Raw genomic sequence first — 25,205 nt, forward strand, 5'->3', positions numbered from 1 at the left:
TAAGACAGCTCGTCAAGTGCAATAAGGGAAAAAACAATTTGACTCAAATGACAATTGATGCTATTCTTTTGCGAAATAGGATAAAAAGCGCTGAACAAGAAAAGTACACTTTATTCTCCTTTTACAGAGAGCTTGTGGATGGTGGAAACAAGTAAAGGAATTTAGTGGAATGGGCTTGGGAGCTTTTTCGTATACTCACGTTACGAGTTCAAAGTGATTTTCTAACATAGAAAATAACTAGGGTGGCAACGCGGTCTATTTCGTCCCTAATCGCGGGATGATGTAGGCTTTTTTATTTTAAAGGAGGATAAGTACCGATGGCAGTAGTTTTTTCTGGAGTTCAACCAAGCGGAACGCTAACTTTAGGAAATTATTTAGGTGCAATTAAACATTTTGTCGATTATCAAGAAGAGGAACAAAGTTTTTTTTGTATTGTTAATCAGCATGCGATTACTGTCCCGCAGGATCCAAAGGAGTTACGGGATAATACGAGAAGTTTGGCTGCTCTTTATTTAGCAGTTGGACTGGATCCTCAAAAAACGACTTTATTTGTACAATCAGAAGTAGCGGAACATGCTCAGCTTGCATGGGTGATGCAGACAATTGCCTATGTAGGGGAATTGGAAAGAATGACTCAATATAAAGAAAAAGCGGCAAACAAAGGGGAATCAATCCCAGCTGGATTGCTTACCTATCCTCCATTGATGGCAGCAGATATGTTACTCTACAAAGCTACGGATGTACCAGTAGGAGAGGATCAAAGACAACATATCGAATTTACCCGAGATTTGGCTCAGCGATTCAACCACCGTTATGGAGAATTGTTTCCTCTTCCAAAAATGCGAGCACCAAAAGTGGGAGCAAGGATCATGTCTTTGCAAGAGCCGACTAAAAAAATGAGCAAATCAGATCCGAACCAAAATGCAACCATTCGACTATTGGATAGTGAAAAGGACATATTGAAAAAACTAAAACGTGCTCAAACGGATTCAGATAATACGATTCGTTTTGATAAGGAAAATAAACCTGGTGTTTCTAATCTCCTTGCGATTTATTCTCATTGTTCCGGAAAAAGTATAGAAGAGCTCGAGCAAGAATACGATGGCAAAGGATACGGAAATCTGAAAGTAGATACAGCAGAAGCAGTGATCGAAATACTTCGACCTGTTCAAGCTCGTTATCAAGAACTTATTTCTACATCTGAACTTGATCGCATTTTAGATGAAGGCGCAGTTAAGGCTAGGGAAGTAGCTGCGGTAACGATGAGAGAAGTAGAGCAAGCAATGGGGTTAAAGCGTTAAAAGTTTTTAGCGATAAGTAAATATTTGTAGATTAACTAGTGACTAGCAGAGAGAAACTTTGCTAGTCTTTCGTTTCTCATCGGATGGAGAACTATATTAGAGGAAGTTTTTTTGATTTTGGTCCTATAGGAGTATCTTTATTTTTAATAATATAATAATATTTCATATAATAAGTTTATTAGTATAGCTCTTTCAACTCTGTGATGACATCTTAGGAGTGATAGCGATGGCAAAAACCTTGTTTTCTTCGGATGTAAAATCAAAAACAAGCGAAATGATGTTCACCTATGGAATTGGTTGCCATGCCATTTTGGTTCTTCATGCTGTTGGTTTACTGCCGATAATAGAAAAGAGACCGATAAAAAAAGAGGAGCTAACAAAAAACGAAAAGTTTCCTCAACCAATGGCGATAATAGGAGCATTTCAAGCATTGACTTATGCAAATATCGTAAAAGATGAAGAAGATCAATATTTTTTAACTGAGCCTGGGAGAGATGTAGTGGAAAATATCGATATGTTTATCCACTGGTATAATGCATATGGAAATTTAATGGCGAAAAGTGTGGATATCGCCAAAAATTTATATGTTCCTTCACCTGAAAAAGATTATGATTTAGATCAAGTGGCATATTCTGCTTCCTTGATCAAGAGAAGATTAATCAAACCAGTCTTAAAAGAGATCATTTCTGAATTAGAGCCGAAAGGTGTACTATGTGATATGGGGTGTAGTTCAGGTGAATTATTGATATCTTTATGTCAAGAATTGGAGTTAGATGGACTAGGTTTTGAAAAAAGTCCAAAGATGGTTGAACTAGCAAATAAAAATATTCAGATGAACACAGTAGGAAATATCCATGCTTATTACGCGGATTATATCAGTATCAAAGGTGTATATCCGGAAGTAGATCTATTAATCTGTGACTTTTTCATGCATCATATAACCGATGATAGAACTTGTGTAGAAATGTTACGATCGTTTAAGACAACCTTTCCAAATAGTCGTTATATGCTCTTTATGGATAACTATACGCCAGAAATAGGTGCACAGCCAGCAGAGCTATTTGCTCCAGCTTTTGATTTTGTACATCGATTGCAAAATATTGATACACGAAATTACTCCTCATTAGAAGGAATTATAAACAATACGGGATATGATTTAGCTAAACGAATTGATTTAGATATTGCCAATAGTTATTTATGGCTATTAAAAATGAATTAAATGCAAAATACAGGTGACTGGTAGGAATATTTTCTGCCAGTTGCTTTTTTGATAAGATAAAAAAATGCGTTTATCATAAATCATTTGGAAAGGTAGGTTATTTTTATGGTGATGGCTAGCAAAGAATTGCAGCTTTTACTCGAAAATTTGTCCAATAAACATTTCCTACACCATTCATCAGGGATAACAGAATTGGAATTTGCTACTGCTTTAGCACTTTTAGCAGAAGCATCACAAATTGGCAGTTTATACCTGGATGTCTATCCAAATGATCCTGCAAGCCTAGGGATGGAATTGCTGAGAAAAGCAGCAGAAAAACATTACCCAGCAGCAATGTATGAGCTTGGTTGCCGATTAATAGAAGAGGAAAGTAGGGATACATCCGAAGGTGAAAATTGGTTGAGACAAGCAGCTGAATTAGGAAATACAGATGCAATGTGGGCACTAGGCAGTTACATACTCGATGATGAGCTTCAACCGATGAAGGAACAGGAAGGGGTGTATTGGTTAAAGCAGGCGTACCAACGGGGAAATCTGAAAGCTTTGTATGAGTGGATTGGTAGATTATTAGATGGAGATGGAGTAGAACAAAATAGTCAAGAGGGCGAGCGTTTATTGCGTAGTTTGATAGATGTTGGACAAGTAATGGCCATGAGATTATTAGGGCAGCGTCAATATGAGGGAATGGGAATTGACAAAAATGAGCAAGAGGGGATTTACTGGTTAAATCAAGCAGCACATGAAGATGATGTTCAAGCAAAAGCGTTAATGAGACAGATAGAAATGGATAATGGTAAAAAAGAAAGGAATGAAAGATGAAACCGATAGTCGTATTGATGTGTATGGTATTTCTCATTATAGTCTCCTGCTCTTGGAATAGAGAGGAAGCGGAGCACCAGCAAAAAGAGAAACTTTTGGTTGGATGGTGGAAAGAGACAAAAAATGGCTGTCGACTCTACAATCAAATGATTTTCAAAGCAAATGGTGACTTAAAAGCGATGGTCGGCAGACATCAGTGGCTAGCTGGCTATTATAAACATGTAAAAGCAAACCTGTATGATATTGTGGTTCCTGAACCACGACATCATGAGATCACAATAAAGGTACAAGGAAATCAAATGAAAATGAGTGCTGCTTATGTGGATTACACTTGTACAATGATAAAAAAGGAAAGATAGAACCTGTTACAAAAGATTACATCAAAAATATCCTTTTAGACAGATAAAAATTTTCGAGAAACTATTTACAAAAGTAAGAATTAATCAAATAATAAATGGCAATAGGGTGATTGGAAATGAGAAGTTTGGTTTTATTTAGGGACATCTAGTTTATAAGAATGAAGAGGTAATGCAATGGAGAATATTACAGAAATTGCAAATGTATATCATGACTTTTTAATGGATGCCAATCAAGAAGATGAGAAAGCGGTTTCAGCCATTGAACTACTCTATTCGGAATTGGAAAGCGCCAGAATAAGAATGGAATTATTATATCTCAGGCAATTTGCACTATATTATATTTTGTTTAGAAGAATAGAAGATTCGTCCGTTGCCGACCTTATTTTTCAAGAAGTACATGCTCGGACTTTTCAAAATGTATGGAGGTGGGATATAAACAGTAAAAATAAAAGCATTTTAGTAGCCAAAGAATATACCAATCAAACAAATGCTATGGAATTCAATTCTGAGGAAGAAAAGTTAGAAGCAATTGGCCGCTTGTTTAGCGAAAGATTAGTAGAAAAACAATCCGATCCCCTTATCCAGCTTGGAAAGAGAGTTTCCATGAGAAATTTGGCATTTATCAATACAACATTAGATTATGCACGAGAGAAAGGCATGTCATTTATATCTTACTTTTTTTAATTTTGATGAAAACACATAAATAATGAAGTTAGAACTTCCCATAAACTGTAGAAATTAAAAAATATGCAATTCATACTAATAAAAGCTGAGGATTTCCTCATGACTCATAAACTGGTTAAAATGTAAACCTAAATAAAACAGTCTTCGGACAAATGATTCAGCAAGAAACAACACTGATTTATATTGCAGTGTTGTTTTTTCATTTCTACAAACAGGAAATACGATCATATGTGTGGAATGTATAAACCTATAGAAAATATGTTCCGGTGGTGTGGGGATATGTATGCCAAAATGATGAGTGCTAGCGTTCTTGGAGTGGATGGGTTTTTAGTGGAAGTTGAAGTAGATATCAGCAACGGTTTACCAATGTTTGATATTGTTGGATTACCTGACTCTGCGGTAAGAGAAGCAAAAGAGAGAGTTAGAGTAGCGATTCGAAATAGTCATGCAAACTTTCCCCTGCAACGAATTACTACTAATTTAGCACCTGCAGATATAAAAAAAGAAGGTTCTATCTTTGATCTAGCAATTGCACTAGGTGTGATTGTGGCGAGTGGACAAGGTGAGATTCCTAATTTTGAACAATATCTCATTGTAGGAGAACTGGCTTTAGATGGTACATTGCGTCCTTTATCTGGAGTTCTGCCAATGGTGATGGCAGCCAAAGAAAAGGGGTTAACGAAAGTAGTACTTCCTCGCCAAAACGCTAGTGAAGCTGAACTGGTTAGTGGCATGGAAATTATTCCTGTCGAAACCTTGCAACAAGCAATGTTGTATTTCAAAGGGGAATGGAAGCCAGATCCCTTGCTGATGGAAGAAACAACAGATACTTTTCTTCCACTATTAGATTTAGCAGACGTACAAGGTCAAACACATGTGAAAAGAGCAATGGAAGTAGCTGCTGCGGGTTCACACAACTTGCTTCTCATCGGCCCACCTGGATCTGGGAAGACCATGTTAGCTCGAAGAATCTCCTCCATTCTACCAAACATGGATATACAAGAATCTTTAGAAGTTACCAAAATTTGCAGTATAGCAGGACTGATTCAAGATAGGGGAAGGTTGATAACGGAACGCCCCTTTCGCTCCCCGCATCACACCATTTCTCAAGCAGGGCTTGTAGGGGGAGGAGCAATTCCGAAACCTGGGGAAGTGAGTTTAGCTCATCGTGGGGTATTATTTCTCGATGAGCTACCGGAATTCTCCAAATCTTCCTTAGAAGTATTACGTCAGCCATTAGAAGATCGAGAAGTTACCTTAGGAAGAGCGCGTGCGGTTCTCACTTTTCCAGCGGAATTTGTGCTTGTGGGATCGATGAATCCATGTCCTTGTGGGTATTTCGGATATGACCAAGATCGATCATGTACGTGTAATGCTCAGCAAATCCAGCGATATCGCGCCAAAATATCAGGCCCACTATTGGATCGAATTGACTTACATGTAGAGGTGCCAAGAGTAGATTTTGGAACGTTATCCAGCCGTGTGGCAAATGAATCTTCTGCCACTGTTCGGGGGCGTGTCAATGAAGCGAGAAAAGTTCAGAGTGAACGATTTGCTCAGTCTACCACATTGTGTAATAGTACCATGACCCCATCTGAGATTAGGGAGTATTGCAGGTTAGATACTTCTTCCCAAGAACTTCTTCGCAAAGCATTTGACACTTTAGGCCTAAGTGCCAGAGCCCATGATCGAATCTTAAAAGTAGCTCGAACGATAGCCGATTTAGCAGGAAAAGAACAAATAGAAGTCGCTCACATCGCAGAGGCGATCCAGTATCGGACATTGGATCGGAAATTTTGGGAGTAATTAGGTAGGTAGTAAATGAACACATATGAACGGAAAACTCCTTAACTTCTATAATTCTCTCACTTCTATCTGAGGAGGGAAGTAGCAAACATACAGATGAAATATGTGAAACCGTAGCGAAATGATGGAAGCGAATGCAAACTTAATCCTGATTGCAAAGCGTGGGACGGATTTCAAGGTGCTATGGAAGGCTTTTAATGATATGTATCCAGAAGATATGGAGTAATGTTATTATTGCTATATATGCAGGCAATCCCCATGGGAGTACAAAAATGGAAAATCGTCGCAAGCGACTGAAGGTCATCGCTCTGGTTCTGTTCGTAATGGCCCTTCTGGGCGGAACATACAAGCTGTCGGAGCACTTCACGGAAAAGGAGAGTTACCAGAGGGGTTACTCCAAGGGTCATAAGGATGGCTATCGAGAGGGCTATACCTTCGGTTACGTCGAGGGTCACACCAATGGCTATGTCAAAGGCGTAGAAGCTGATGGGAAGTCGGAAGCGAAGTGTGAGATCAACTATAACATGGGATGGTACGCTTACGTCCACTGCTCTCGAACCATCAACGGGAAGCGACACAACGCTGAGTGGGTATGGTATAACGAGAGCTATGTTGGTCCTGGACCGGAAGGTGTACCCGCCACAAGTGGTCCTAACGCTCCAGACTCCAAGAAGTGAGTAATTTTGGCGCCTGAGCGAGGAACCCTGCATCAGTGTTCCTGAGGGAGTACAGCGACCTGCTATGTCTTCGGATGTAACAGGTCGCCCACTTTATAAGGCAAATGCAAACTTTATTGTGATTGCAAAGCGTGAAGATGATATGTCAGTTCTACAAAAGACGTTGAATGAGATACTTTCGGTGATAAATAAAAAGCTGGGATTCCCATCTTACAAATTGCAGATGCTGATTGATGATGTATTTGAATGATATTTTCTAGTTCCTCTGTATCATACCTCTTTATAGGATAAAATTTGGTTCCCTATAAGTATTTTCATATTTTCTTCCTCTGTGTAGCGATCCTACAACCACTTTGCATTTTCTACTGGATCATTTAATTGGCACCTCTACATGTAAATCAATTCGATCCAATAACGATCCTGATATTTTCACGTGATATCGCTGGATTTGCTGGGCATTGTATGTACATGATCGATCTTGATCATATCCAAAATAACCGCAAGGACATGGATTCATCGATCCCACGAGTACAAATTCTGCTTTTACGTCAGCCAATAGAAAATCGAGAAGTTACCTTAGGAAGAGCGCGTTTATTGTCATGAATAGGCACCCTTCTAGAAACAAATGCATATGCTGATGATAAACAGCTTTGAAGGGAACGAGGGCAATGAATTATCATCCATATCCTTACAGCTATCCTTATCCATATCCAATGAGTGTTCCAATATATGACGATAAAAACTATGATTTTTGGAATACATCTTATGTAAACGATTATTACTCTGATTATTATACAAACGCAATTCCATTAAAAGATTATGGATCAAAACCATTTGTTGTAAACATTAACAAGGCAGCGAAGCAAAATCGTACGTTTCGTACAGCTTTGTGGACGGGAAAACATTTGCAGGTTACTTTGATGAGTATTAAGGTTGGGGAAGATATCGGTTTAGAAGTTCATCCTAATGTGGATCAATTTTTGCGTATTGAACAGGGGCATGGAGTCGTTCGCATGGGGGATACGAAAAATAATTTATATTTCAAAAAAAGAGTGGCAGATGATGATGCGATCATGGTTCCTGCGGGTACTTGGCACAACGTTATTAACACTGGTAACAAACCGCTTAAACTCTATAGTATCTATGCACCGCCAAATCATCCATTTGGTACAGTGCATAAAACGAAAGCAGATGCCATGCGGGAAGAACATGATCATCATTAGGTAAATAAATCAGCTGGTTTTAAAATCCATCAATGGTGTAATTCGTATGAATGGTTGGCAGCATTTTTTATCAAGGGAAGCAATATAATCAGATTTCATTGATAATATCATTCACAACATCAAAACCCCAGTGAAAATTAGCGACCGACTGGATTCATCCGAGATGACATCCAGTCGGTCTTTGTGCTCGGCAGTGGATGATTATTGTCTACTTTTTTAATACATAATTAAAAATGTTTTCGTGTGAAAAGAAATGCTAATATAATGTTAAATCAGCAGTTTTGAGTGATCCTTCTAGGTGGGGCAAGATGAAAGCATATGTCACTGTAGTGATTGTTGTGGTGATTGTGGTGATCGCAATCGTTAGCATCGCCATGAGCCATTGCCATTCAAAGGAGTAGCATCACTCTTCTGGTGGAGACTGCGTCTGGCTGATTTGTCTGGAAAAACAGATGAATCAGTCGGCCGTAGTCAATGAAAATAAGAGTGATACTTTTTATTTGCTTTAGTATTTTGTTGTCTCGAAGATTTAGTAAAAAAACAATTTAATTATTGTAAACAGGTTTGCTGTGAAAACTTAAATAAAGTAGTGAAAGATATTCAAGTAAAAGTTAATGAGAGTTTTATGTATTTTTCTGTATATAAACAAACCCTTCTTTTTTATTTGCGATAAAGATCTATATATAAAAAGAGGAAACAAACTCTGACCAAAATAGTATATCAAAGAGATTCTAGAGTAAAAATGATGGAGTATAAACAGATTGAAACTTTTAATCAATCAAGATGAAGGAGTAAGTGATGATATTTGATTGTGCGATCATTGGAGCTGGCCCAGCTGGACTAAATGCTGCTCTTGTGTTGGGAAGAGCACGTAGAAGTGTTGCATTGTTTGATAATGGAACCAATCGAAATAGAGTAACATTAGAATCTCACGGATACCTTACCCGTGATGGAATAAAGCCAGCAGAGTTTAAACGAATTGGGTTTCAGGAGTTAGAACGATATCCATCTGTACAATTGGTAGCAGGAACCATTAATCAAGTGATGAAACAACAGAGGCATGACCGATTCCACATTGTTACATCTGGCGATAAGGAATACATAGCAGAGCGAATTATTTTAGCAACAGGTGTTCAAGAAGAGCATCCCTCGGTTCCAGAAATAGAGAACTATTATGGGATCTCGCTTCATAGTTGTCCGTATTGTGATGGTTGGGAGCGTCGAGATCAAGCTCTCATCGTTATAGCTGAGAAGGAAAAATCGGTTCTCCATTTGACTAAGTTAGTCTTTAATTGGTCAAAAGATTTGCTCGTTGCAACAAATGGAAAAACCTTGTCTGCTTTTGCAATAGCAGAATTAAGAAAGCGAGATATAGAAGTAGTGATGGAACCAATCAAAAAATTACATGGTAAGGAGGGTTATTTGCAGAAAGTAGAATTCGCATCTGGATTAATAAGAGACCGAGAAGGTGGATTTATTTCGCCGAAATTTTATCGATCCAATCCCTTTTTAGAACAATTGGGATGCGAGTTAAAAGATAATGAAGCAGTAGAAATGGATGCTCTCGGAAGAACTTCTCAGAAAAATATTTATGTCGCAGGTGAATATGGACAACTTAGTCCTTCCGCTTTGATACTTTCGGCAGCAGATGGTTTTAATGCTGCCGTAGCTGTAAATACAGATATAACAGAGGAAAGGTTTTAGGTTAAGAAAAGGTCATTTCTTTGGGAATGGCTTTTTTGAAATGGATTCAGGCAATTCATGATAGTTAGGTTTCTTTTTGATGGATAGGCGGTTATGATGAATATAGACCACAGGTCGATCTCCCGGGAGTTTCAATGAGGGTAGCTTTTGCTGTTGGGTGCAGTGAGTTGTAAGAACTCCTGAGCGGGGACCTCTGCTGGTTGGCTCCAAATAAGGAGCCGTGTGACAGCCTGGTTCACTTCACTGTGTACCGGCCTGTCACCAGCAAAATGGAATGACTGCACAGATATTCAAGGAAAGAAGGTATTGCTATCTCTTTTCAATATGTATTGGATAAAGGTTATGTTCGCTTGGTTAATCATATGGGTTCTGATTTAACGGTTGTAAATGCTGCTAGAGTGTCCTATGCCAAAGAATCAAAAGAGCTTAATGATCAAGATAAAAGATTGATTGCATTTTTGGCTCGTGAAGGCCATACTTCACCATTTCGCCATGCTATGTTGCAATTTGAAGTTTATGCACCTTTAATGGTCGCTAGACAATGGTGGAAATATGTAATAGGTTCTGCTCATTTTGAAGGAACTGGAGATAGTTTAGAAGCTTGGAATGAGTCTAGCAGGAGATATATCACAGAAGAGCCAGTATTTTATATACCGAAAGCAGAAGAGTGGAGGAAAAAACCGGAAAATTCCAAACAAGGAAGCGGACAAGCAGTAGTTTGGGAACTAGGGGAGACTTATACGAAAAAGTTGATGGATTATGTGGAGTCTGGGGTAGCCATATATGAACAAGCTCTTAAAGATGGGATATGTGCGGAACAAGCTAGGCTGTTTCTGCCTGCATATGGGATGTATGTTCGCTGGTATTGGACAGCTTCACTGCAGTCCGTGTGTCATTTCTTAAATCAGCGATTGAAGCATGATGCGCAAAAGGAAATTCAATTATATGCCAAAGCTATTTTGGAGTTAAGCAAAACATGTTTTCCTCATGCTTTGGAGGAACTGGTCGATAGATAAAACAACCACTTGGTAAGCGGTTGTTTTGATGGCGATCGATCAAGCGAGGTATGAGATCATTCTCTACCTCTTTTTTGTACAAATATGGTTGTGAAAATGAGAGACGACAAGGGAACGGATATTATTAATAAATGTTTTCCTTGCTTTTTTATTTTTTAAACAACCGAGGAATGATTCTACCTGTCGTTTTCATATACGATTTATATTCGTCTCCAAATTTATCTAGCATCATTTGTTCTTCTTTTTTTACACGAAAAAGATATAACAGTAAGAATGAAACAAAAGGAGAGAGACCTACAATCCAATTTGCCAACATTAAGAATTGTGCTATTCCCCAAAGGAGTGAAGATGCATACATAGGGTGTCGAGTATAGCGATAAATACCGGTTCGAATTAACTGATGGCCGGATCGAATTTCTAAGGTAGGAAACCAGTTTGATCCCAAGTCTTTATGAGATTTCCAGAACAGCCAAATAGCAGCAATTGATAGAAGTAATCCTGACAATCTACCCCACAAGGGGAACGCAAAATCATTAGAATGAAACAAAGCTGTGATGGAATAGAGAAAAGGAATTATCAAGATTCCGATGGTCATGACCGTTACCAAAAGAACTTCTGGCGTTTTTCGTTTATCGATAATATTATTTTTACTTATTAGTTTATTATAAGGTGCACGGATAACCAACATGGCAATTAAACCTAAGATGTAAAAGTAAGTAAACATTATTTTATTTCCTCCATAATTGAAAATTAGTGAAAAAAGATAGAAGTCAATGATAGCCGTTCCCTTCCTAAATCATTAAATCTATCATAATTGAGAAAGGAGTTGAGGAGAATGGAGATAAAACAAAAATTTATACCAAAGAGCCATACACAAACAAGACCTGGTATTCCAATGGATCCTAAATGGATTACGATACACGAAACAGATAATACAGATAAGGGCGCAGATGCGGATGCCCATGCAAGATTACAAGTCTTGGGAAATAATAGAACTGCTAGCTGGCATTACACCGTTGATGACCATGAAATTTGGCAGTCCATACCTGATAATGAAGTGGCTTGGCATGCGGGTAAATATTTGCCCCTCTGCATAGTAATATGCAGATGATAACCCCTTTAATTGCTGGAATCCCCTTTATAGGGCAATCAGCAGCCAATACCTTTTTTCGGTTTTCTTTTGATGACCGTTGGGTAAGGTTCAACGACTATCCCGAAAGGGAGTACACTATAAGCTTATGATAGTGGAAACAGGGGGCATCCTGCTAGGGATGATGATATAGTCTCATCTTATAGGTAACTATAAGCAGTTCCTAAAAAGGAACGGGTGTGACGTTGCGAATCACACTGAAGGGAAATGGATGGTTCAAATGGAACAGGTAACCGCAAAAGTTTAGCGATAGAAATATGTGTGAACCAAGATGGGGATTTTGCAAAAGCAAAAGAAAACGCTGCATGGCTTACCAAGTATTTGATGAATAAGCATAACATCCCTATTAGTAATGTTGTGCAGCATCATTATTGGAGCAAAAAAAATTGTCCACGAAATTTGAGAGCACATGGCTGGGATGCGTTTATTGCTCAAGTAAAATCAGAAAGTAGTGATGATATGGTAGATAATATGTATGATCTATCTTATTTTAAAGATTATCAGCTCATTGGTATCCGTAGTAGCAAACATCCGAGTGAAATCAATGAAAAAGTAACTTGGGCAATGGAAGCTAACGCAAATTGTGTACTTTTGTTAAAACGAGGGTTCGATCTTCGCGCATTGCAAAAAATGTTGAATGATATGTATCCTCCAACCACATAGCAAAAATATCCGATATTCAGTTTGAAAGGCTATCCAAGAGGATAGCCTTTATAGGTTACATATGACTTTCTTGAACTACATAAGGAAGATATTTCTCAATATCAGCCTGTCTACATTCGGCAATAACTTTTGCACCATTTTCCTCATACTCGGTCGATAAAATAGTTGCTTTGCTTTTTAAATATGCGAGAAGATGGTTCTGTGAATAAGGAATCAGCATTTCGTATTGCTGATAGTCTTTAAATACTTCTTTGCGGATCATCTGCAATAAATCTGTTATTCCTATTCGCTTTTGTGCAGACAAAGTAACTGCGCTTTGTTCTACCAATGGAATGCTGAAGTCGATTAAGTCTGCTTTATTATAAACATAAATAACAGGGATATTTTCCACACCTATTTCTTTTAATACTTGATCGGTTACTTCCATCATTTGCTTATAATTTGGATTGGAAAAATCGACGACATGCAGTAATAAATCAGCTTCTTTTACTTCTTCTAGTGTAGATCGGAAAGCCTTGACCAGATGGTGTGGAAGCTTATTTACAAAACCGACTGTGTCAGTTAGCAAAAAGGATTTTTGATCCGGAAGTTGGATCTTTCTGATGGTGGTTTCCAAAGTAGCAAACAACATATCTTTTTCAAATACTTGTTTCGCGGGAATGTGTTGAGATTGCTCTACGATAGCATTCATGATCGTTGATTTTCCTGCATTGGTATATCCAACAAGTGAAACGATGGGAATACCGCTTTTTTTTCGCTGTTTCCGTTGTGTTTGCCGCTGGGAAACGAGTAACCTTAATTCCTTATTTAAACGATCAATCTGCTCCTCAATTTTTCGTCTATCTAGTTCTAGTTTTTTCTCTCCTATCCCTTTATTACGCGTTCCGACACCACCACTTTGTCTTCCAAGCGATTTTCTAAGCCCAACTAAACGAGGTAGCATGTATTGCAATTGTGCAACTGCGACTTGTAATTGAGCTTCTTTTGTCTTTGCCCGCTGAGCAAAAATATCCAAGATCAAAATGGTACGATCGATAACTTTACAATCCAAATCTGCTTCTAAGTTGCGAATTTGGGTAGGAGAGAGTTCATCGTTAAAGATGACAAGATTTGCTTCTTTTTCATCGATTTGACGTAAAACTTCTTTTACTTTTCCTTTGCCAATATAATGAGATGCTTGGATGTGATCGAGTTTTTGCACTACTTCTCCTACAACTTCTACATCACATGCCGCAGCCAAATCTGCAAGCTCTATTAGACTCGTTTCGAAATCTTCCTGATGTTGTAGTTTTACTCCAACAATGATTGCTTTTTGTAATGGTTCCAATTAGCATACCTCACTTTATTCTTCTTTTATTTTTCATGGATAGAAGTACTATCCTTGCTAATGGATGTCGCAAAGCAATCAATTTTTAGGGTTGCCTATCTTTGTTGATAAAAAAGAATCTGCGTAGCTGTGGATATGTTTTTCTATCTAATTGTAATGTACGATAAAAAAGCATAACAAAAAGAGGGCAGATTTGTCTTATCATACCCTCTTTTTGTATGCAAATTCTGGTTTCCCATCGAAAAAGGTAGACGAATCCCACTAACTCTGTATCTACAGAGTTTTTGATCACTATTCAGTTAGCGACATGAGTGTTGAGATGCAATCTTACCTTTACCAATGGAAACCCCTCCGCTCTAATTTTAAGTGTATTAACTATATCACAGTTTTGATTCATAAACAATACTGAAAATTATTTTTCCATCAAAGATTACTTTTCCATAGCAAAACCGACCTTTTATAGTCGGTTTTTCAGAGTTAAGCAGATTCTTCGGATAAGTTTTCTTGTTTTCCAAATGTAATGAAATACAGTAGGGCACTAGCTATAACTATCAACGTAAAGATCAACATGAGATTACTAAACAAATAAGCACTAGGATTGGATACCAGTGGGTGTATGGCTACTTTTAGAATAGGCAGTTCCATTGCTTTGGACACAAGTGCAGTTCCAATAGCTCCAGAAACGAAAGAAATCAAATTATAAAAACCCATGCCTACCCCGATTTGTTTGTTTGGCAATATATTCGTCACACTTTCGATCAAAGCTGTCTGTAGGAAAGAAAAGCCTACATATTGAATGACTAGAACAATTCCGAAATACCATACCCATGCTCCTACTACGGAAGATTGTAAAAAGAGACTGAGGGTAATAAGTCCTAATCCAAGATATACAACAAAGTGGCTTCCTTTTTTCACTGTCAAGTTGCCAGCTACGGTTCCAAAAATAACAGCACTAAAAGCTCCTGGGAACATAATAAGACCAATAGTTTGTGTTTTGAGTTGATAAAGGTCATGTAGCATGAGCGGGAGAACAAACATTACAGCCATTACGGTACTGAAAATGAGAAATCCGATGATCAATCCATTACGATAAAGCCGATTGGAAAAAAGTTCAGGTTCCACAAATGGGTTAGCTGTACGACGTATATGAATGATAAACCATATCAAAGCTACTACAAACACTGGGAGATAAAACCAGTCAGCTTCGGTCAAGTAGAGGATAAGAGAAGATACGGTTATCCCCATGAGTACTGTACCGATAACGTCCAGAATTCCTCCTTCACCTGCTTCATCTGGCAGTATCCGATGAATAAAGGGCAGGGCCACTAATGAAAATATCGGAATTACAAACAGATAGGACCAGTGGTATGTTCCGGACACATAACCACCTAAAACAGGTCCTATACCAATAGCAAAGGATACAGTAGAGGTAATCATTCCAAACAGTTTACCTCGTTGCTCTTTTGTAAAATATCTTGCAATAATGATCATGACCAATGCTGGAATAGCAGAAGCTCCTGCACCTTGCAAAGCTCGTGCAACAATGACGATTGGGTAGTTGGAATGAAAAATAAAACCAACAATAGAACTCGAACTATATAAGAGAATACCAAAAGAAATTAGCTTTTTAATACTAAAGGCATCAGAGAGTTTTCCATAGATTACAGAACCCATTCCAAAAAAGATGATGAATATAGTGATAATCCAACTTACTTGGGAAGGGTTAAGATGAAACTGACTTGCGATATTTGGAGTGGAGACATTGAAAACTGTCTCATTTAATACAGCAAAAAAGATAATATAAATGATCCAAGGAACCAAGCGTTGCATATTTGGTTCTTGGTGATTGTTCGATGTCATCGATATCGTCCTTTCCATTTTTTCATTATCAAGGTTATGTGGAGTTTCTATTTTCATTCTTACGAAAATAGAAATGTATGCAATTTTTAAAATGTTTTATAGGCAAGAATCCATGAAAAAGTTTCCTCTACATGGTTTTTATAAATAGACTAAAACACAATCAAAATTCCTTTCTTTTCTCAAATTCGTCAGTATTTATTTATAAAATCGAATCGAGGTTAGTAGATTAACACAGATAAATTGTATATAATTCAAACTGTGATATGTTAGATGATAAATTATTGTTTACTAAATGTCAACTTATTTTAAATTGAAAGGGTTGTTTGATAATGGCAGCAGAAATAGGGTGTATTGCAGATAATTTTATTCGACTCTTACCCCTGTTTTATGAAAAGTTCCACACCAGAAAACGGTCTGATTTGACGTCACTGCAAATTCATCTGTTAGAAAGTCTACTTCAATGTGAATCCAATATTTCCATGACGCAGTTATCTTTGAAAACGGAAATATGTAAGCAACAGTTGACTACTTTAATATGCAAATTAGAAGAGAAAAAATATGTCATAAAAGAACAAGATGTGAAAGATAGACGAATCGTAAACTTATCCATAACAGAAAAGGGAAAAGAAGTAGTGAGACAGCACTGGAAAGAAATTTGTGAGAAACTGCAATCATTGAATAAGGAAGATCTAGAGGATTTGGAATACGCTGCTTCTAAAATGATTAAAATTGTCAACAAGATAAATTAATCAACATTTCATTCGTGAAACTCATAATTTGTAGTTGCAAATACAAAAATACTAACCAGTAGGATGACCATCGATCATATGTTCCACTATATAAAATATTTGTTGTTCTTGCAACTCCTTTTTTCTCAAATGAAAAGTGGGATGATTCATATCATCCCACTTTTGGTAATTAAACGGAAAGATATTTATTTAATGCTTCTTCCGTAAGTCGGCATCCTGTATAGAAAGAGCCGAAGTCTCCAAAACGAGCACTTACTTCATCAAAGCGCATTTCTTGAACGATCTTTTTAAATTGCAGGGGATCTTCTGCGAATAGTGTAACTCCCCATTCCCAATCGTCTAACCCGATAGAACCAGTAATGATTTGTTTTACTTTTCCAGCATAAGAACGCCCGATGAGCCCGTGGCTCTTCATCATATTGCGTCTGTCTTCCATTGAAAGCATATACCAGTTATCCTCACCATCACGGCGTTTGTCCATAGGGTAAAAACTTATATATTTACTTTTTGGTAAAATTGGTTTTAAACGAGCTTGGATATGCGGGTCTGTATCTGGGTCCGTCCCAGGCCGCATTTGATATCCACTTAGTTCCACAACAGAGGTATAAGAGTATGCAGGAAGAAGAAATCCTGCGAAGTCTGTTTTATCAAATTGGTTCTTAACTTCATTTAGTTCTTCCAGTGTAGGACGTAGATGTACAAAAAGTAAGTCCGCTTTTTGCCCCAAAATGGAAAATAGGCCAAAGCTACCTAGTTGGTTATCTTCTAATGCGCGATAAGTATTAGTTAAATCTAAAAGTTCTTGGATTATTCTTTCTCTCGTTTGAAGGTCAGTCGATTTCCAACTTGTCCAATCCATAACTCGAAAATCGTGGCTTACATACCAACCTTCATAGGTAGTAACCATATCACCCATGTATTCCACTTCCTATTTGCTAATTTTAAAACCATCTTTACCATCTTATCAACTCGCTAATCGAATAGAGTAAAAAATGCGTCTAGATATGTGTATTTTTTATGAAATTTAATATTTTAGTTTAAAGGCATCGGCTAGTAGTTGATAAGAGTTTATTTTCTGTGCCTGATCATTCATAAATGATACGATCATTACTTCTTCGGTTTGATAAAGGTCACATAGATTTTCGATTTGTTTTTTTACCGTAGTTGGGCTGCCAACAACCATTCGTTTTCGATTTATTGCAATTCGATATCGATCATGATCCGTATAAGGATAGGATATTGCTTCTTCTATAGTAGGCAGACCTTGTGATGATGCTCCCTTTTCTAATAGCAATAATGCCAGATCACCGCTCATTGCAAGCTCTTCAGCGAGTTCATCTGTTTCTGCACAAAAAACAATTATAGCAAGTAGTGTTTGAGGTTTTTCATTTACAATACTTGGTTGAAAATGTTCGCGATAATAGTGAACTACATCTGCTCCGCCTTCACCATTTATAAACTGGGCAAATGCGTAACCTGTTCCTCTTTGTGCTGCTAGAAGTGCGCTTCCCCCGCTTGATCCTAACAGCCACATTTCTGGTACAGTTTCGATTTTTGGAGTAGCAAAAAGGGAAGGGAATCGAAAATTTTTATCAGCTAAATCATGCAAATAAGTAATTAAGTCGTCCAATTGTTCGGGATACTTATCTGTATATGTATTTCTATATTCTTGCAAAGCTCTGGTTGCTAAATGTGTTCCACCAGGAGCTCTTCCAAGTCCTAAATCAATACGATTTGGAAATAATCCTTCCAACACTCGAAAATTCTCTGCCACTTTGTAAGCACTATAATGAGGAAGCATGACACCTCCTGAACCAATTCGAATTTTATCCGTAACAGTAGCCAAATGACTCATCAGAACTTCTGGACTTGATCCTGCCAAATTTTTAGCAAAATGGTGTTCGGATACCCAAAAACGTGTATATCCCAATTTATCTGTTTCAGATGCTAATCGTACTGTATTTTGTAGTGCATCCGAGGCTGTTAAACCCGCAGAAATTAAGGATTGATCTAACACACTTAGTTTTATCAACTTGCTCACCTCTTGTGTCTAGTATTTATTAATTGGAGTATAAAATATAAAAATTAATGGTCAACAAAAAGATAAAACATAGCAGGCTTTTTCATCTGTTATATATTATTTTATTTCTTTTAAATACACAATTACATTCCTTGACTAGAATATTCCTAGTTGGTAATATTTGAATATGAATGAAACACTTCAAGCATTAGCAGAACCAAATAGATTTAAAATTGTAGAGTTGTTAAAGAAAGGGCCACTTACAGTTGGTGAAATTGCAGATTCTCTGCATTTGCGGCAGCCACAAGTATCGAAACATTTAAAAGTTTTGAGTGAGGCTGGCCTTGTTCAAGTGCAGCCAGAAGCAAATCGTCGTATCTATAAACTTCGTGCCCAGCCATTTCAAGAATTTCAAAATTGGTTGCATTCTTTTCAGCAGATTTGGGAGGGAAGATTGGACTCTTTAGATGTATATTTGCAAAAACTGCAAAATAAAAAGAAGAAGTAGCTGGTTTGGATGAGATATGGGAGGAGGAAAGATAATAGTAAAACTTAGAACCCCCATTTTAAAAATGGAGGTTCTATTTGATTTAAAAGGCTTTATCTGCCTTCTCGATTAATTCGGTTAGAACAATTGTAAATCCTCGTAAATGTTCTTTTACCCTTCCAGGGAATTCTTTTTCCAAGAAGGTGAGGTTGTCGTTTTCTGTGTGCCAGATTTCACCATGTTTAACTGTTTGCGTGTATCCATCTAGATCACCGATTTCCCAGTTTGTTGCTTCGAAGTATGCATAAGGGATACCAACAGCTTTAAAAGGAGCATGATCACTCCAATCACCTGTTGTTCCTGCTGGATAATCAGGATTTAAACCTGGGTTAGTAGACATCGGGATTTTATGTTTTTTGGCAATCTCTAGGGCTAAGTCTCGTAGCTTTCCTTGTTTTCCTTGATCACCATAGACATACATATTATCTCCAGCGATTAAGCTATCTAAGTTAATCATCGCTACTGTATTTTTTTTCTCAGCATCTGTCATTTGAGATACATAGTATTTGGAACCTTGTAAACCGGCTTCTTCTGATCCAAAGAAAATAATTTTTAATGTGTAAGGGGTTTTCTTTTTGGAGAGAGCTTGGAGTGTTTCTAACACAACACCGATACTGGATCCGTTATCATCGGCTCCTTTTCCAACAGAAACTGAATCATAGTGAGCGCCAATAATAAGCTCTTTGCTCGATTTCCCTTTTTTTGTTGCGATTACATTTTGTGATTGATAGGTGGTGTTTTTACGGGTGTACGTAAAGTTTTGAATAGTTGGATTTAATCCTAAATCTTTTAATTGAGCAGAAAGATATTTGCTGGCTGTTTTCTCAGCAGCTGTTCCAGTAACTCTTGAACCAATCTGTTCGGATAAATACTTTACTTGGTCGTATGCTGTTTCTCCAGCATCTTTTGGTTTCGCTGTTGCGATAGAAAATGGTGTAAGAATAAGAGAGAGTCCAATAACATTTGTAAGTGCCCATTTTAATGGTTTTTTTGTATAGATAACTTCAAAAAATAACCCCCTATTACTTATTCAAATTAGGTATGAATCTATTTAATTTTAATTTATCATTGAATATTTTACTATATATTTATCAAAAAATTATTTTATAAAGGAATAGGGATACAAAATGAATTCTATACATACATTTATAATGAGTTCTGATATATTAGGGAGGGATCAGATGTATGATTGGGAGAATATTCACCATTATTTAGATTTCGAAGGTGATGATCCGCCTATACATGGTCCACAACCTATACATACACCTCATGGACCTGTTGGTAGGGCTCCGAGAATACCGAGATATGTACCAAGTCGATACTCCTACCCGTTTTATCCCTCTCCATGGAATTATGGAAATTCACATGGGAGCAGACATATTTCAAGTAACGGAACAATAGAGAATAGAGAAATAGTGAAAGATCTACAAAAAGCAATTAATGGTGAGTATAGTGCAATTATTTGCTATCGTTTCTTGGAGACGCAAGCAAAGGAGAAAACGGATCGAATTAGAATAGAAGAAATAAGAAAAGATGAAGAACGTCATTTATCTGAGATGAGTCGTCTTTACTTTTATCTTACGGGTAGAAATGCAAAATTTGAGCAGTCTGAAAAGTGTGCTGCTACCTATCAAGAAGGTCTTGTTCAAGCATTTGATGATGAGCAAGAGACAGTTGATTTCTACAATGAAATCGCAGATAAAGCAAGTAGTAAGTACACCAAACGTGTTTTTAGAAGAGCAGCCCTAGACGAACAAAATCATGCTGTATGGTTTTTGCGCATGGTTACAAAAAATAAATACTAAAAAAGCTGTATTTTTTTTATACAGCTTTTTTAGTATGTTAATTTGGTTGAAGTCGTGGTCTATGTTTTACCAACTGTTTTTTCTTCTTCATATATAGCATTTGTTTGTTTTGAAGTTTTCCAAGACAAAGGATGATAATGGAACCTATTAATGCACAAATCATATCCCAGTGCGAATCAAAGATGTCACCTTGATAGCCTAAAAAGTTTTGAATATTACCATCAAAAAATAATGCAACACTGAATTCAAATATCTCAAAAAAGGCACTGATGGATAAGCTTAGCATACCTATAATCATGAATTGCCATTTTTTTTGTTTTAATAGTTTCGTGCGGATGAAGTATTCCCGGATTAAAACGGTACAAATCATTCCTTGAAATATATGCCCCAATCGATCAAAATCATTTCTTTTAAGGTGGAGAGCTTTTTTGAATGAGTTAAATAAGGGCACTCCTCCATAGGTATAGTGTCCACCTATGAGCATGATGAGAGTTCCAATAAAAATAATCCAATAGGACAATGGAGTCAAAGGGAATCGTTTATATGTAAAAATAAGCACTAAGATTAATACAATTGCTGGTGTTACCTCGAAAAACCATATGCTTCGCTTTATAGGGTGGATACCTGACCATATGAAAACAATGGTAAATAAAATAAGTTGTAAGATCAAAATAGATTTTTTCACTGTTCCACCCCTTTTTCATGTTTTTATTATTGTCTCAAATAGTTGGATTACCTATGCGTAGTTGGCTCTATTTACCTTTCCTCAATCTTGCGTCTCATTTGATCAAAAGGTAAGATTAATAAGAATGTTTTAGTTTTTGGGAGGTGTTTATTTGTCTCAAACCCCTATACAAAAAGGAAAAGCTCAACTAACGGAATTGTTGTATACACGTGTACGTTCAGATGGATATCGAAGAATTTCCCCTACTGAAATGAATATCTGGAGAAAAAAATCGGAAGGTAGAACAGATCAATATCTAGTATCCTATCCAATTTTGCGTAAGTTTCGTTATATATTAGTTGGTTATTTTAGCATTCCTTGGATATTCAAATTAGCTATACTCTTTACCTATATCATAGTTTCTTGGAACTTTATTCCTTACTTTTTTGTACTGTTGCTGGTTACCCCTATTTGGTTAGGTGTTTTAGGCTATTTTATAGAATTATCTTCCCAATTAACGGAAAAAATGGGCAGAGGCAGTGAGTTAGATCGGTTTCGAAATAATATGGTCCATTATACGAATTTGATCATAGATCTCGTTAATTTGGATCAAGATCTATATTCTTATCGCGTTGCATCTTGTGGAACAGATTATCCAGATTGGTTTGATTTTTATTTGGAAAAGCAACAAGCATATAGTGCACCTACTCCTTTTCAAGAACAAAAATATCTGGAAGTCTATTTAAATCAACGTATTTATCACTATGCAGTACAACAAAAAGAAGTTTATTTTCGTATTAATATAATGGGTCAAACTCTACTTTCGGAAGAAGAAAGACAAAAACAACTAGATAAAATGATGCAACAAGCGTCTTTATCTACTCCAAATCATCAGGGTTGGAAATATGATTTTTCATCGGAGACTGCAGTATCTACATTTGAGTTAAAGAAAGAAGATAAAGATCAATTATTAAAGGAAGCCATGATAGAATTAGATAATATGATCGGACTAGCTCCAGTGAAAGAATTTGTACATGAAATGAAAGACATGGTAGCTATCCAAATTGAACGTGCCAAAATAGGACAAAATGTCCAAAGTCAAAGTTTGCACATGATCTACACTGGGAATCCTGGAACTGGGAAAACGACGGTAGCACGTATTGTAGCGAAAATATTCAAAGCACTTGGTGTTGTTTCTAAAGGTCATTTGGTTGAAGTGACAAGAGAAGATCTTGTCGGAGAGTATATTGGACATACAGCGCCAAAAACGAGAAAAGTTATAGAAAAAGCTATTGGTGGTATTTTATTTATCGATGAAGCTTATGCTCTTTCGCGAGGTGGAGATAATGACTTCGGCAAAGAAGCGATTGATACCTTAGTGAAAGGTATGGAAGAAAATAGAGAAGATCTGGTTGTTATTCTAGCTGGTTACACCAAGGAAATGATGGAGTTTATGAAGGTCAATAGTGGATTAAAATCCAGATTTCCTAGTCAGATTAAATTTCCAGATTATACAGCAGAAGAATTGTTATCGATTGCAAAAAAATCTTTGGAACAAGAACAGTTTCAACTTGATCCACAAGTGGAAAAAACATTGCTTTCTGTATTAGAACGCAGGCAAATAGCTGGCAGAAATGATGATGGAAATGGACGCTTGGTTCGAAATGTCATCCAAGAGGCAATACGTAAGCAGTCGAAGAGATTGAAGCAAGATGGTTATCGTTCTCCAGAAGAATTAAAGATTTTACGACCTGAAGATTTTGGAGTAAACCAAACCATTGAAGTTTTTGACTTAGAAGCCGAATTTGACAAAATAATAGGAAACGAAAAAGTAAAAGAACATATTCGAAGTCTTGTTGCTCAAGTGAAAATTCAAAAGTTGCGAAGAGATCAAGGATTTTCAAAAGGTACAGGGCAATCTCTTCATATGATTTTTAAAGGAAATCCGGGTACAGGAAAGACTACATTTGCGCGAATAATCGGGAAAGCACTAAAAGAATTAGGAGTTTTAAAATCAGGTCAATTGATAGAAACGGATAGAAGTGGATTAGTTGCCACACATATAGGACAGACTGCTCAAAAGGTAAATGAGATCGTTCAAGAAGCATTGGGTGGAATTTTATTTATTGATGAAGCCTACGCTCTTGCTTCTAAAACCGAAGGTGATTTTGGAAAAGAGGCAATTGATACGTTAGTAAAGGCGATCGAGGACTATCGAGAAAATCTGTTGGTGATACTTGCTGGATATGATCATGATATGGATGTTTTTTTGCAAACCAATGTTGGCCTTACTTCTCGTTTTCCGAATGTATTTCAGTTTTCAGATTATACAGTTGATGAATTATATTTGATTTTGCTAAAAATAACTGAAGAAGAACAATACCAGCTTCTACCCGAATGTAAAAATGTCATTTATTCTGTATTGCGATCGCATGTACAAAGTGGTAAATCAAGCAATGGTAGGTTTGTTCGGAATTTATTTGAGCATGCTGTACGGAAGCAATCTGTGCGTCTAGGCAGTAAAGGTAATATTGACAAAGAAGATTTGGCAAAATTACTACCTGAAGATTTTATTTAAAAAGGAACCTGCATAGGGTTCTTTTTTTATAACTGTAAATGAACGGGAAGCCAATTTTTCCAAAATACGATATAGTTGAATTAGTTGGATTTTTCCTAAACAGGAGGTATTTTGATTGCGAAAGTTTGTTACTTATACATTTATCATTTTTCTTTTTATCTCGATCATGCCAGGACCTTTAGCCTTTGCAGCAGAAACACAGACGGAGTCAATGCAAAAAAAGATAGATGAATTAGAGTTAGAATTAAATAAATCCAATCTGGTAGATGAAAAATTGAATTTAATGGAGAAAAATAATGATGATTTTAAAGAGAATCTGGAAAAGGATCAAGAAAATCTAATTAGTACTTTCAATATTTTTATTGCAGTAGCTGCGTTTTTATTTGGAGTGATGGCTGTTGTCTTGTCTATTACGATTGGTCAGAGTAGGAAAGAATTTAAAGAAAATATTAATGACTCGATGAATATAATGAAATCTGAAGTGGAACGCCAATTTGATCAAGAGTTAAAAGAAAGCTTAAATCGGAACAAGCAACATTTTCAAGAAAGCATTGAAGGGGAGAAGAAGACGATTCAACAAATGATTGAACGTGAACTAGCTTATAAAAAAGTAAGGGTATTGATAACAGGCTCAAAAGAGGAGATTCATCTTATGAAGACAAGAGAACTCAAACCGATTGAGCGCAGAGGTATAACAGATATTACCCTTATGCCTTTTGATGAACAGTTGTTTAAGGAAAAATTGATCAATAATGACTTTGATATTGTTGTATATCGGTATAAGACGGCATGGGGGAATAACCAAGATGCCAGAGTGAGAGTGGTCGTTGATGAGCTTACGAAAGCTGGTTCTGATATTCCTTTAATCGTATATAACTATGAAAATGGACGAGTGGAAGGAGAAGATAAGCGCAAATTAGAGGAGTACTTATGGACTCGCTATGCCAATGTGCCTGCAACACTAGGGGACAGTCTGATTACTGTTGCTTATACGTTTTCTAAATAGTAAAGTAGTGGTCCGAGCAAATTACCCG

Annotated in this window: 27 protein-coding genes and 1 other annotated feature; of the genes, 19 read left to right on the forward strand and 8 right to left on the reverse strand. The window is 36.9% G+C overall.

Annotated features, from left to right (window positions below; all coding sequences use genetic code 11):
- The first annotated feature begins 81 nt into the window (after positions 1-81).
- Positions 82-271: a binding site (T-box leader), on the forward strand.
- Between the two features lie 46 nt (positions 272-317).
- The 8 genes from trpS (at position 318) to MK805_RS14785 (ending at position 7,115) form a co-directional block, all read left to right on the forward strand.
- A complete protein-coding gene (trpS, locus tag MK805_RS14750; protein WP_240876666.1) occupies positions 318-1,301 on the forward strand; it encodes a tryptophan--tRNA ligase in 984 nt (327 codons plus the stop codon).
- Between the two features lie 226 nt (positions 1,302-1,527).
- On the forward strand, positions 1,528-2,520 hold the full coding sequence (locus tag MK805_RS14755; protein WP_240876667.1) for a methyltransferase domain-containing protein: 993 nt from the start codon (positions 1,528-1,530) through the stop codon (positions 2,518-2,520).
- 111 nt (positions 2,521-2,631) lie between these two features.
- On the forward strand, positions 2,632-3,339 hold the full coding sequence (locus tag MK805_RS14760; RefSeq protein ID WP_240876668.1) for a tetratricopeptide repeat protein: 708 nt from the start codon (positions 2,632-2,634) through the stop codon (positions 3,337-3,339).
- Complete coding sequence (locus MK805_RS14765) at positions 3,336-3,698, forward strand: hypothetical protein (RefSeq protein ID WP_240876669.1); 363 nt, start codon at positions 3,336-3,338, stop codon at positions 3,696-3,698. Before MK805_RS14760 ends, MK805_RS14765 begins: the two co-directional genes overlap by 4 nt.
- A 174-nt stretch (positions 3,699-3,872) precedes the next feature.
- Positions 3,873-4,382, forward strand: coding sequence for a hypothetical protein (locus MK805_RS14770; RefSeq protein WP_240876670.1), 510 nt, complete (start codon positions 3,873-3,875; stop codon positions 4,380-4,382).
- Between the two features lie 279 nt (positions 4,383-4,661).
- Positions 4,662-6,188 (forward strand): YifB family Mg chelatase-like AAA ATPase, encoded by a 1,527-nt coding sequence (locus MK805_RS14775; RefSeq protein WP_240876671.1) that lies wholly within the window; start codon positions 4,662-4,664, stop codon positions 6,186-6,188.
- A 272-nt stretch (positions 6,189-6,460) separates the two neighbouring features.
- On the forward strand, positions 6,461-6,865 hold the full coding sequence (locus tag MK805_RS14780) for a FliH/SctL family protein (protein ID WP_240876672.1): 405 nt from the start codon (positions 6,461-6,463) through the stop codon (positions 6,863-6,865).
- Between the two features lie 64 nt (positions 6,866-6,929).
- Positions 6,930-7,115, forward strand: coding sequence for a hypothetical protein (locus MK805_RS14785; protein WP_240876673.1), 186 nt, complete (start codon positions 6,930-6,932; stop codon positions 7,113-7,115).
- Positions 7,116-7,235: 120 nt separating this feature from the next.
- Here the strand turns inward: MK805_RS14785 and MK805_RS14790 are convergent, their stop codons facing one another.
- Positions 7,236-7,382 carry an ATP-binding protein gene (locus MK805_RS14790; RefSeq protein WP_240876782.1) on the reverse strand — a complete coding sequence of 49 codons (147 nt, stop codon included), beginning with the start codon at positions 7,380-7,382 and terminating at the stop codon, positions 7,236-7,238.
- Positions 7,383-7,533: 151 nt separating this feature from the next.
- On the opposite strand from MK805_RS14790, the gene MK805_RS14795 reads away from it, so the two are divergent.
- The 3 genes from MK805_RS14795 to thyX all read left to right on the forward strand — a co-directional run bounded on the left by MK805_RS14795 (position 7,534) and on the right by thyX (position 10,808).
- Entirely contained in the window at positions 7,534-8,088 is a 555-nt protein-coding gene (locus MK805_RS14795) for a cupin domain-containing protein (RefSeq protein ID WP_240876674.1), read from the forward strand.
- A gap of 795 nt (positions 8,089-8,883) precedes the next feature.
- On the forward strand, positions 8,884-9,792 hold the full coding sequence (locus MK805_RS14800; protein ID WP_240876675.1) for an NAD(P)/FAD-dependent oxidoreductase: 909 nt from the start codon (positions 8,884-8,886) through the stop codon (positions 9,790-9,792).
- 329 nt (positions 9,793-10,121) lie between these two features.
- Complete coding sequence (thyX, locus tag MK805_RS14805; protein ID WP_255724684.1) at positions 10,122-10,808, forward strand: FAD-dependent thymidylate synthase; 687 nt, start codon at positions 10,122-10,124, stop codon at positions 10,806-10,808.
- A 148-nt stretch (positions 10,809-10,956) separates the two neighbouring features.
- Here thyX and MK805_RS14810 read toward each other — a convergent pair whose 3' ends face one another.
- The gene (locus tag MK805_RS14810) at positions 10,957-11,532 is read right to left on the reverse strand and encodes a protein-S-isoprenylcysteine O-methyltransferase (RefSeq protein WP_240876676.1); all 576 of its coding nucleotides are present in this window, start codon (positions 11,530-11,532) and stop codon (positions 10,957-10,959) included.
- A 111-nt stretch (positions 11,533-11,643) separates the two neighbouring features.
- Between MK805_RS14810 and MK805_RS14815 the strand changes: the two genes are divergently transcribed.
- Together MK805_RS14815 and MK805_RS14820 are read left to right on the forward strand one after the other, a co-directional pair.
- A complete protein-coding gene (locus MK805_RS14815) occupies positions 11,644-11,919 on the forward strand; it encodes a peptidoglycan recognition protein family protein (RefSeq protein ID WP_240876677.1) in 276 nt (91 codons plus the stop codon).
- A 246-nt stretch (positions 11,920-12,165) separates the two neighbouring features.
- A complete protein-coding gene (locus MK805_RS14820; protein WP_240876678.1) occupies positions 12,166-12,621 on the forward strand; it encodes a peptidoglycan recognition protein family protein in 456 nt (151 codons plus the stop codon).
- A gap of 55 nt (positions 12,622-12,676) precedes the next feature.
- On the opposite strand, the gene hflX is transcribed toward MK805_RS14820, so the two are convergent.
- Positions 12,677-13,948, reverse strand: coding sequence for a GTPase HflX (hflX, locus tag MK805_RS14825; protein ID WP_240876679.1), 1,272 nt, complete (start codon positions 13,946-13,948; stop codon positions 12,677-12,679).
- Positions 13,949-14,425: 477 nt separating this feature from the next.
- Positions 14,426-15,826, reverse strand: coding sequence for an MFS transporter (locus MK805_RS14830; protein ID WP_240876680.1), 1,401 nt, complete (start codon positions 15,824-15,826; stop codon positions 14,426-14,428).
- A 311-nt stretch (positions 15,827-16,137) separates the two neighbouring features.
- Here MK805_RS14830 and MK805_RS14835 point away from each other — a divergent pair, with 311 nt between their 5' ends.
- Positions 16,138-16,557: a MarR family winged helix-turn-helix transcriptional regulator gene (locus MK805_RS14835; protein WP_240876681.1), complete on the forward strand. Its 420-nt coding sequence runs from the start codon at positions 16,138-16,140 to the stop codon at positions 16,555-16,557.
- A gap of 169 nt (positions 16,558-16,726) precedes the next feature.
- Here the strand turns inward: MK805_RS14835 and hemQ are convergent, their stop codons facing one another.
- Complete coding sequence (gene hemQ, locus MK805_RS14840) at positions 16,727-17,473, reverse strand: hydrogen peroxide-dependent heme synthase (RefSeq protein WP_240876682.1); 747 nt, start codon at positions 17,471-17,473, stop codon at positions 16,727-16,729.
- 108 nt (positions 17,474-17,581) lie between these two features.
- Positions 17,582-18,589 (reverse strand): LLM class flavin-dependent oxidoreductase, encoded by a 1,008-nt coding sequence (locus tag MK805_RS14845; RefSeq protein WP_240876683.1) that lies wholly within the window; start codon positions 18,587-18,589, stop codon positions 17,582-17,584.
- A 175-nt stretch (positions 18,590-18,764) separates the two neighbouring features.
- Between MK805_RS14845 and MK805_RS14850 the strand changes: the two genes are divergently transcribed.
- Positions 18,765-19,085: an ArsR/SmtB family transcription factor gene (locus MK805_RS14850; RefSeq protein WP_240876684.1), complete on the forward strand. Its 321-nt coding sequence runs from the start codon at positions 18,765-18,767 to the stop codon at positions 19,083-19,085.
- Between the two features lie 82 nt (positions 19,086-19,167).
- Here the strand turns inward: MK805_RS14850 and MK805_RS14855 are convergent, their stop codons facing one another.
- A complete protein-coding gene (locus MK805_RS14855) occupies positions 19,168-19,980 on the reverse strand; it encodes a M20/M25/M40 family metallo-hydrolase (RefSeq protein ID WP_338057524.1) in 813 nt (270 codons plus the stop codon).
- On the opposite strand from MK805_RS14855, the gene MK805_RS14860 reads away from it, so the two are divergent.
- Together MK805_RS14860 and MK805_RS14865 are read left to right on the forward strand one after the other, a co-directional pair.
- Entirely contained in the window at positions 19,934-20,122 is a 189-nt protein-coding gene (locus tag MK805_RS14860; protein WP_240876685.1) for a hypothetical protein, read from the forward strand. The two genes, MK805_RS14855 and MK805_RS14860, sit on opposite strands and share 47 nt — an antisense overlap.
- 297 nt (positions 20,123-20,419) lie before the next feature.
- Positions 20,420-20,929, forward strand: a complete 510-nt coding sequence (locus tag MK805_RS14865; RefSeq protein ID WP_420833093.1) for a ferritin-like domain-containing protein — start codon at positions 20,420-20,422, stop codon at positions 20,927-20,929.
- Positions 20,930-20,966: 37 nt separating this feature from the next.
- Here MK805_RS14865 and MK805_RS14870 read toward each other — a convergent pair whose 3' ends face one another.
- Positions 20,967-21,614 carry a DUF2238 domain-containing protein gene (locus MK805_RS14870; RefSeq protein WP_240876686.1) on the reverse strand — a complete coding sequence of 216 codons (648 nt, stop codon included), beginning with the start codon at positions 21,612-21,614 and terminating at the stop codon, positions 20,967-20,969.
- Between the two features lie 151 nt (positions 21,615-21,765).
- Here MK805_RS14870 and MK805_RS14875 point away from each other — a divergent pair, with 151 nt between their 5' ends.
- Positions 21,766-24,171 carry an AAA family ATPase gene (locus MK805_RS14875; RefSeq protein ID WP_240876687.1) on the forward strand — a complete coding sequence of 802 codons (2,406 nt, stop codon included), beginning with the start codon at positions 21,766-21,768 and terminating at the stop codon, positions 24,169-24,171.
- Between the two features lie 115 nt (positions 24,172-24,286).
- Entirely contained in the window at positions 24,287-25,177 is an 891-nt protein-coding gene (locus MK805_RS14880) for a hypothetical protein (protein WP_240876688.1), read from the forward strand.
- The last annotated feature ends 28 nt before the right edge of the window (positions 25,178-25,205 follow it).

The sequence above is a fragment of the Shimazuella soli genome, assembly GCF_022511585.1.
Classification (GTDB): Bacteria; Bacillota; Bacilli; order Thermoactinomycetales; family Thermoactinomycetaceae; genus Shimazuella; species Shimazuella soli.

Bases quoted from the DNA above. Each gene is read 5' to 3' on its own strand.
- trpS (WP_240876666.1), top strand. From the start codon at position 318: ATGGCAGTAGTTTTTTCTGGAGTTCAACCAAGCGGAACGCTAACTTTA.
- MK805_RS14755 (WP_240876667.1), top strand. From the start codon at position 1,528: ATGGCAAAAACCTTGTTTTCTTCGGATGTAAAATCAAAAACAAGCGAA.
- MK805_RS14760 (WP_240876668.1), top strand. From the start codon at position 2,632: ATGGCTAGCAAAGAATTGCAGCTTTTACTCGAAAATTTGTCCAATAAA.
- MK805_RS14765 (WP_240876669.1), top strand. From the start codon at position 3,336: ATGAAACCGATAGTCGTATTGATGTGTATGGTATTTCTCATTATAGTC.
- MK805_RS14770 (WP_240876670.1), top strand. From the start codon at position 3,873: ATGGAGAATATTACAGAAATTGCAAATGTATATCATGACTTTTTAATG.
- MK805_RS14775 (WP_240876671.1), top strand. From the start codon at position 4,662: ATGTATGCCAAAATGATGAGTGCTAGCGTTCTTGGAGTGGATGGGTTT.
- MK805_RS14780 (WP_240876672.1), top strand. From the start codon at position 6,461: ATGGAAAATCGTCGCAAGCGACTGAAGGTCATCGCTCTGGTTCTGTTC.
- MK805_RS14785 (WP_240876673.1), top strand. From the start codon at position 6,930: ATGTCTTCGGATGTAACAGGTCGCCCACTTTATAAGGCAAATGCAAAC.
- MK805_RS14790 (WP_240876782.1), bottom strand. From the start codon at position 7,382: ATGAATCCATGTCCTTGCGGTTATTTTGGATATGATCAAGATCGATCA.
- MK805_RS14795 (WP_240876674.1), top strand. From the start codon at position 7,534: ATGAATTATCATCCATATCCTTACAGCTATCCTTATCCATATCCAATG.
- MK805_RS14810 (WP_240876676.1), bottom strand. From the start codon at position 11,532: ATGTTTACTTACTTTTACATCTTAGGTTTAATTGCCATGTTGGTTATC.
- MK805_RS14815 (WP_240876677.1), top strand. From the start codon at position 11,644: ATGGAGATAAAACAAAAATTTATACCAAAGAGCCATACACAAACAAGA.
- MK805_RS14820 (WP_240876678.1), top strand. From the start codon at position 12,166: ATGGATGGTTCAAATGGAACAGGTAACCGCAAAAGTTTAGCGATAGAA.
- MK805_RS14830 (WP_240876680.1), bottom strand. From the start codon at position 15,826: ATGGAAAGGACGATATCGATGACATCGAACAATCACCAAGAACCAAAT.
- MK805_RS14835 (WP_240876681.1), top strand. From the start codon at position 16,138: ATGGCAGCAGAAATAGGGTGTATTGCAGATAATTTTATTCGACTCTTA.
- hemQ (WP_240876682.1), bottom strand. From the start codon at position 17,473: ATGGGTGATATGGTTACTACCTATGAAGGTTGGTATGTAAGCCACGAT.
- MK805_RS14850 (WP_240876684.1), top strand. From the start codon at position 18,765: ATGAATGAAACACTTCAAGCATTAGCAGAACCAAATAGATTTAAAATT.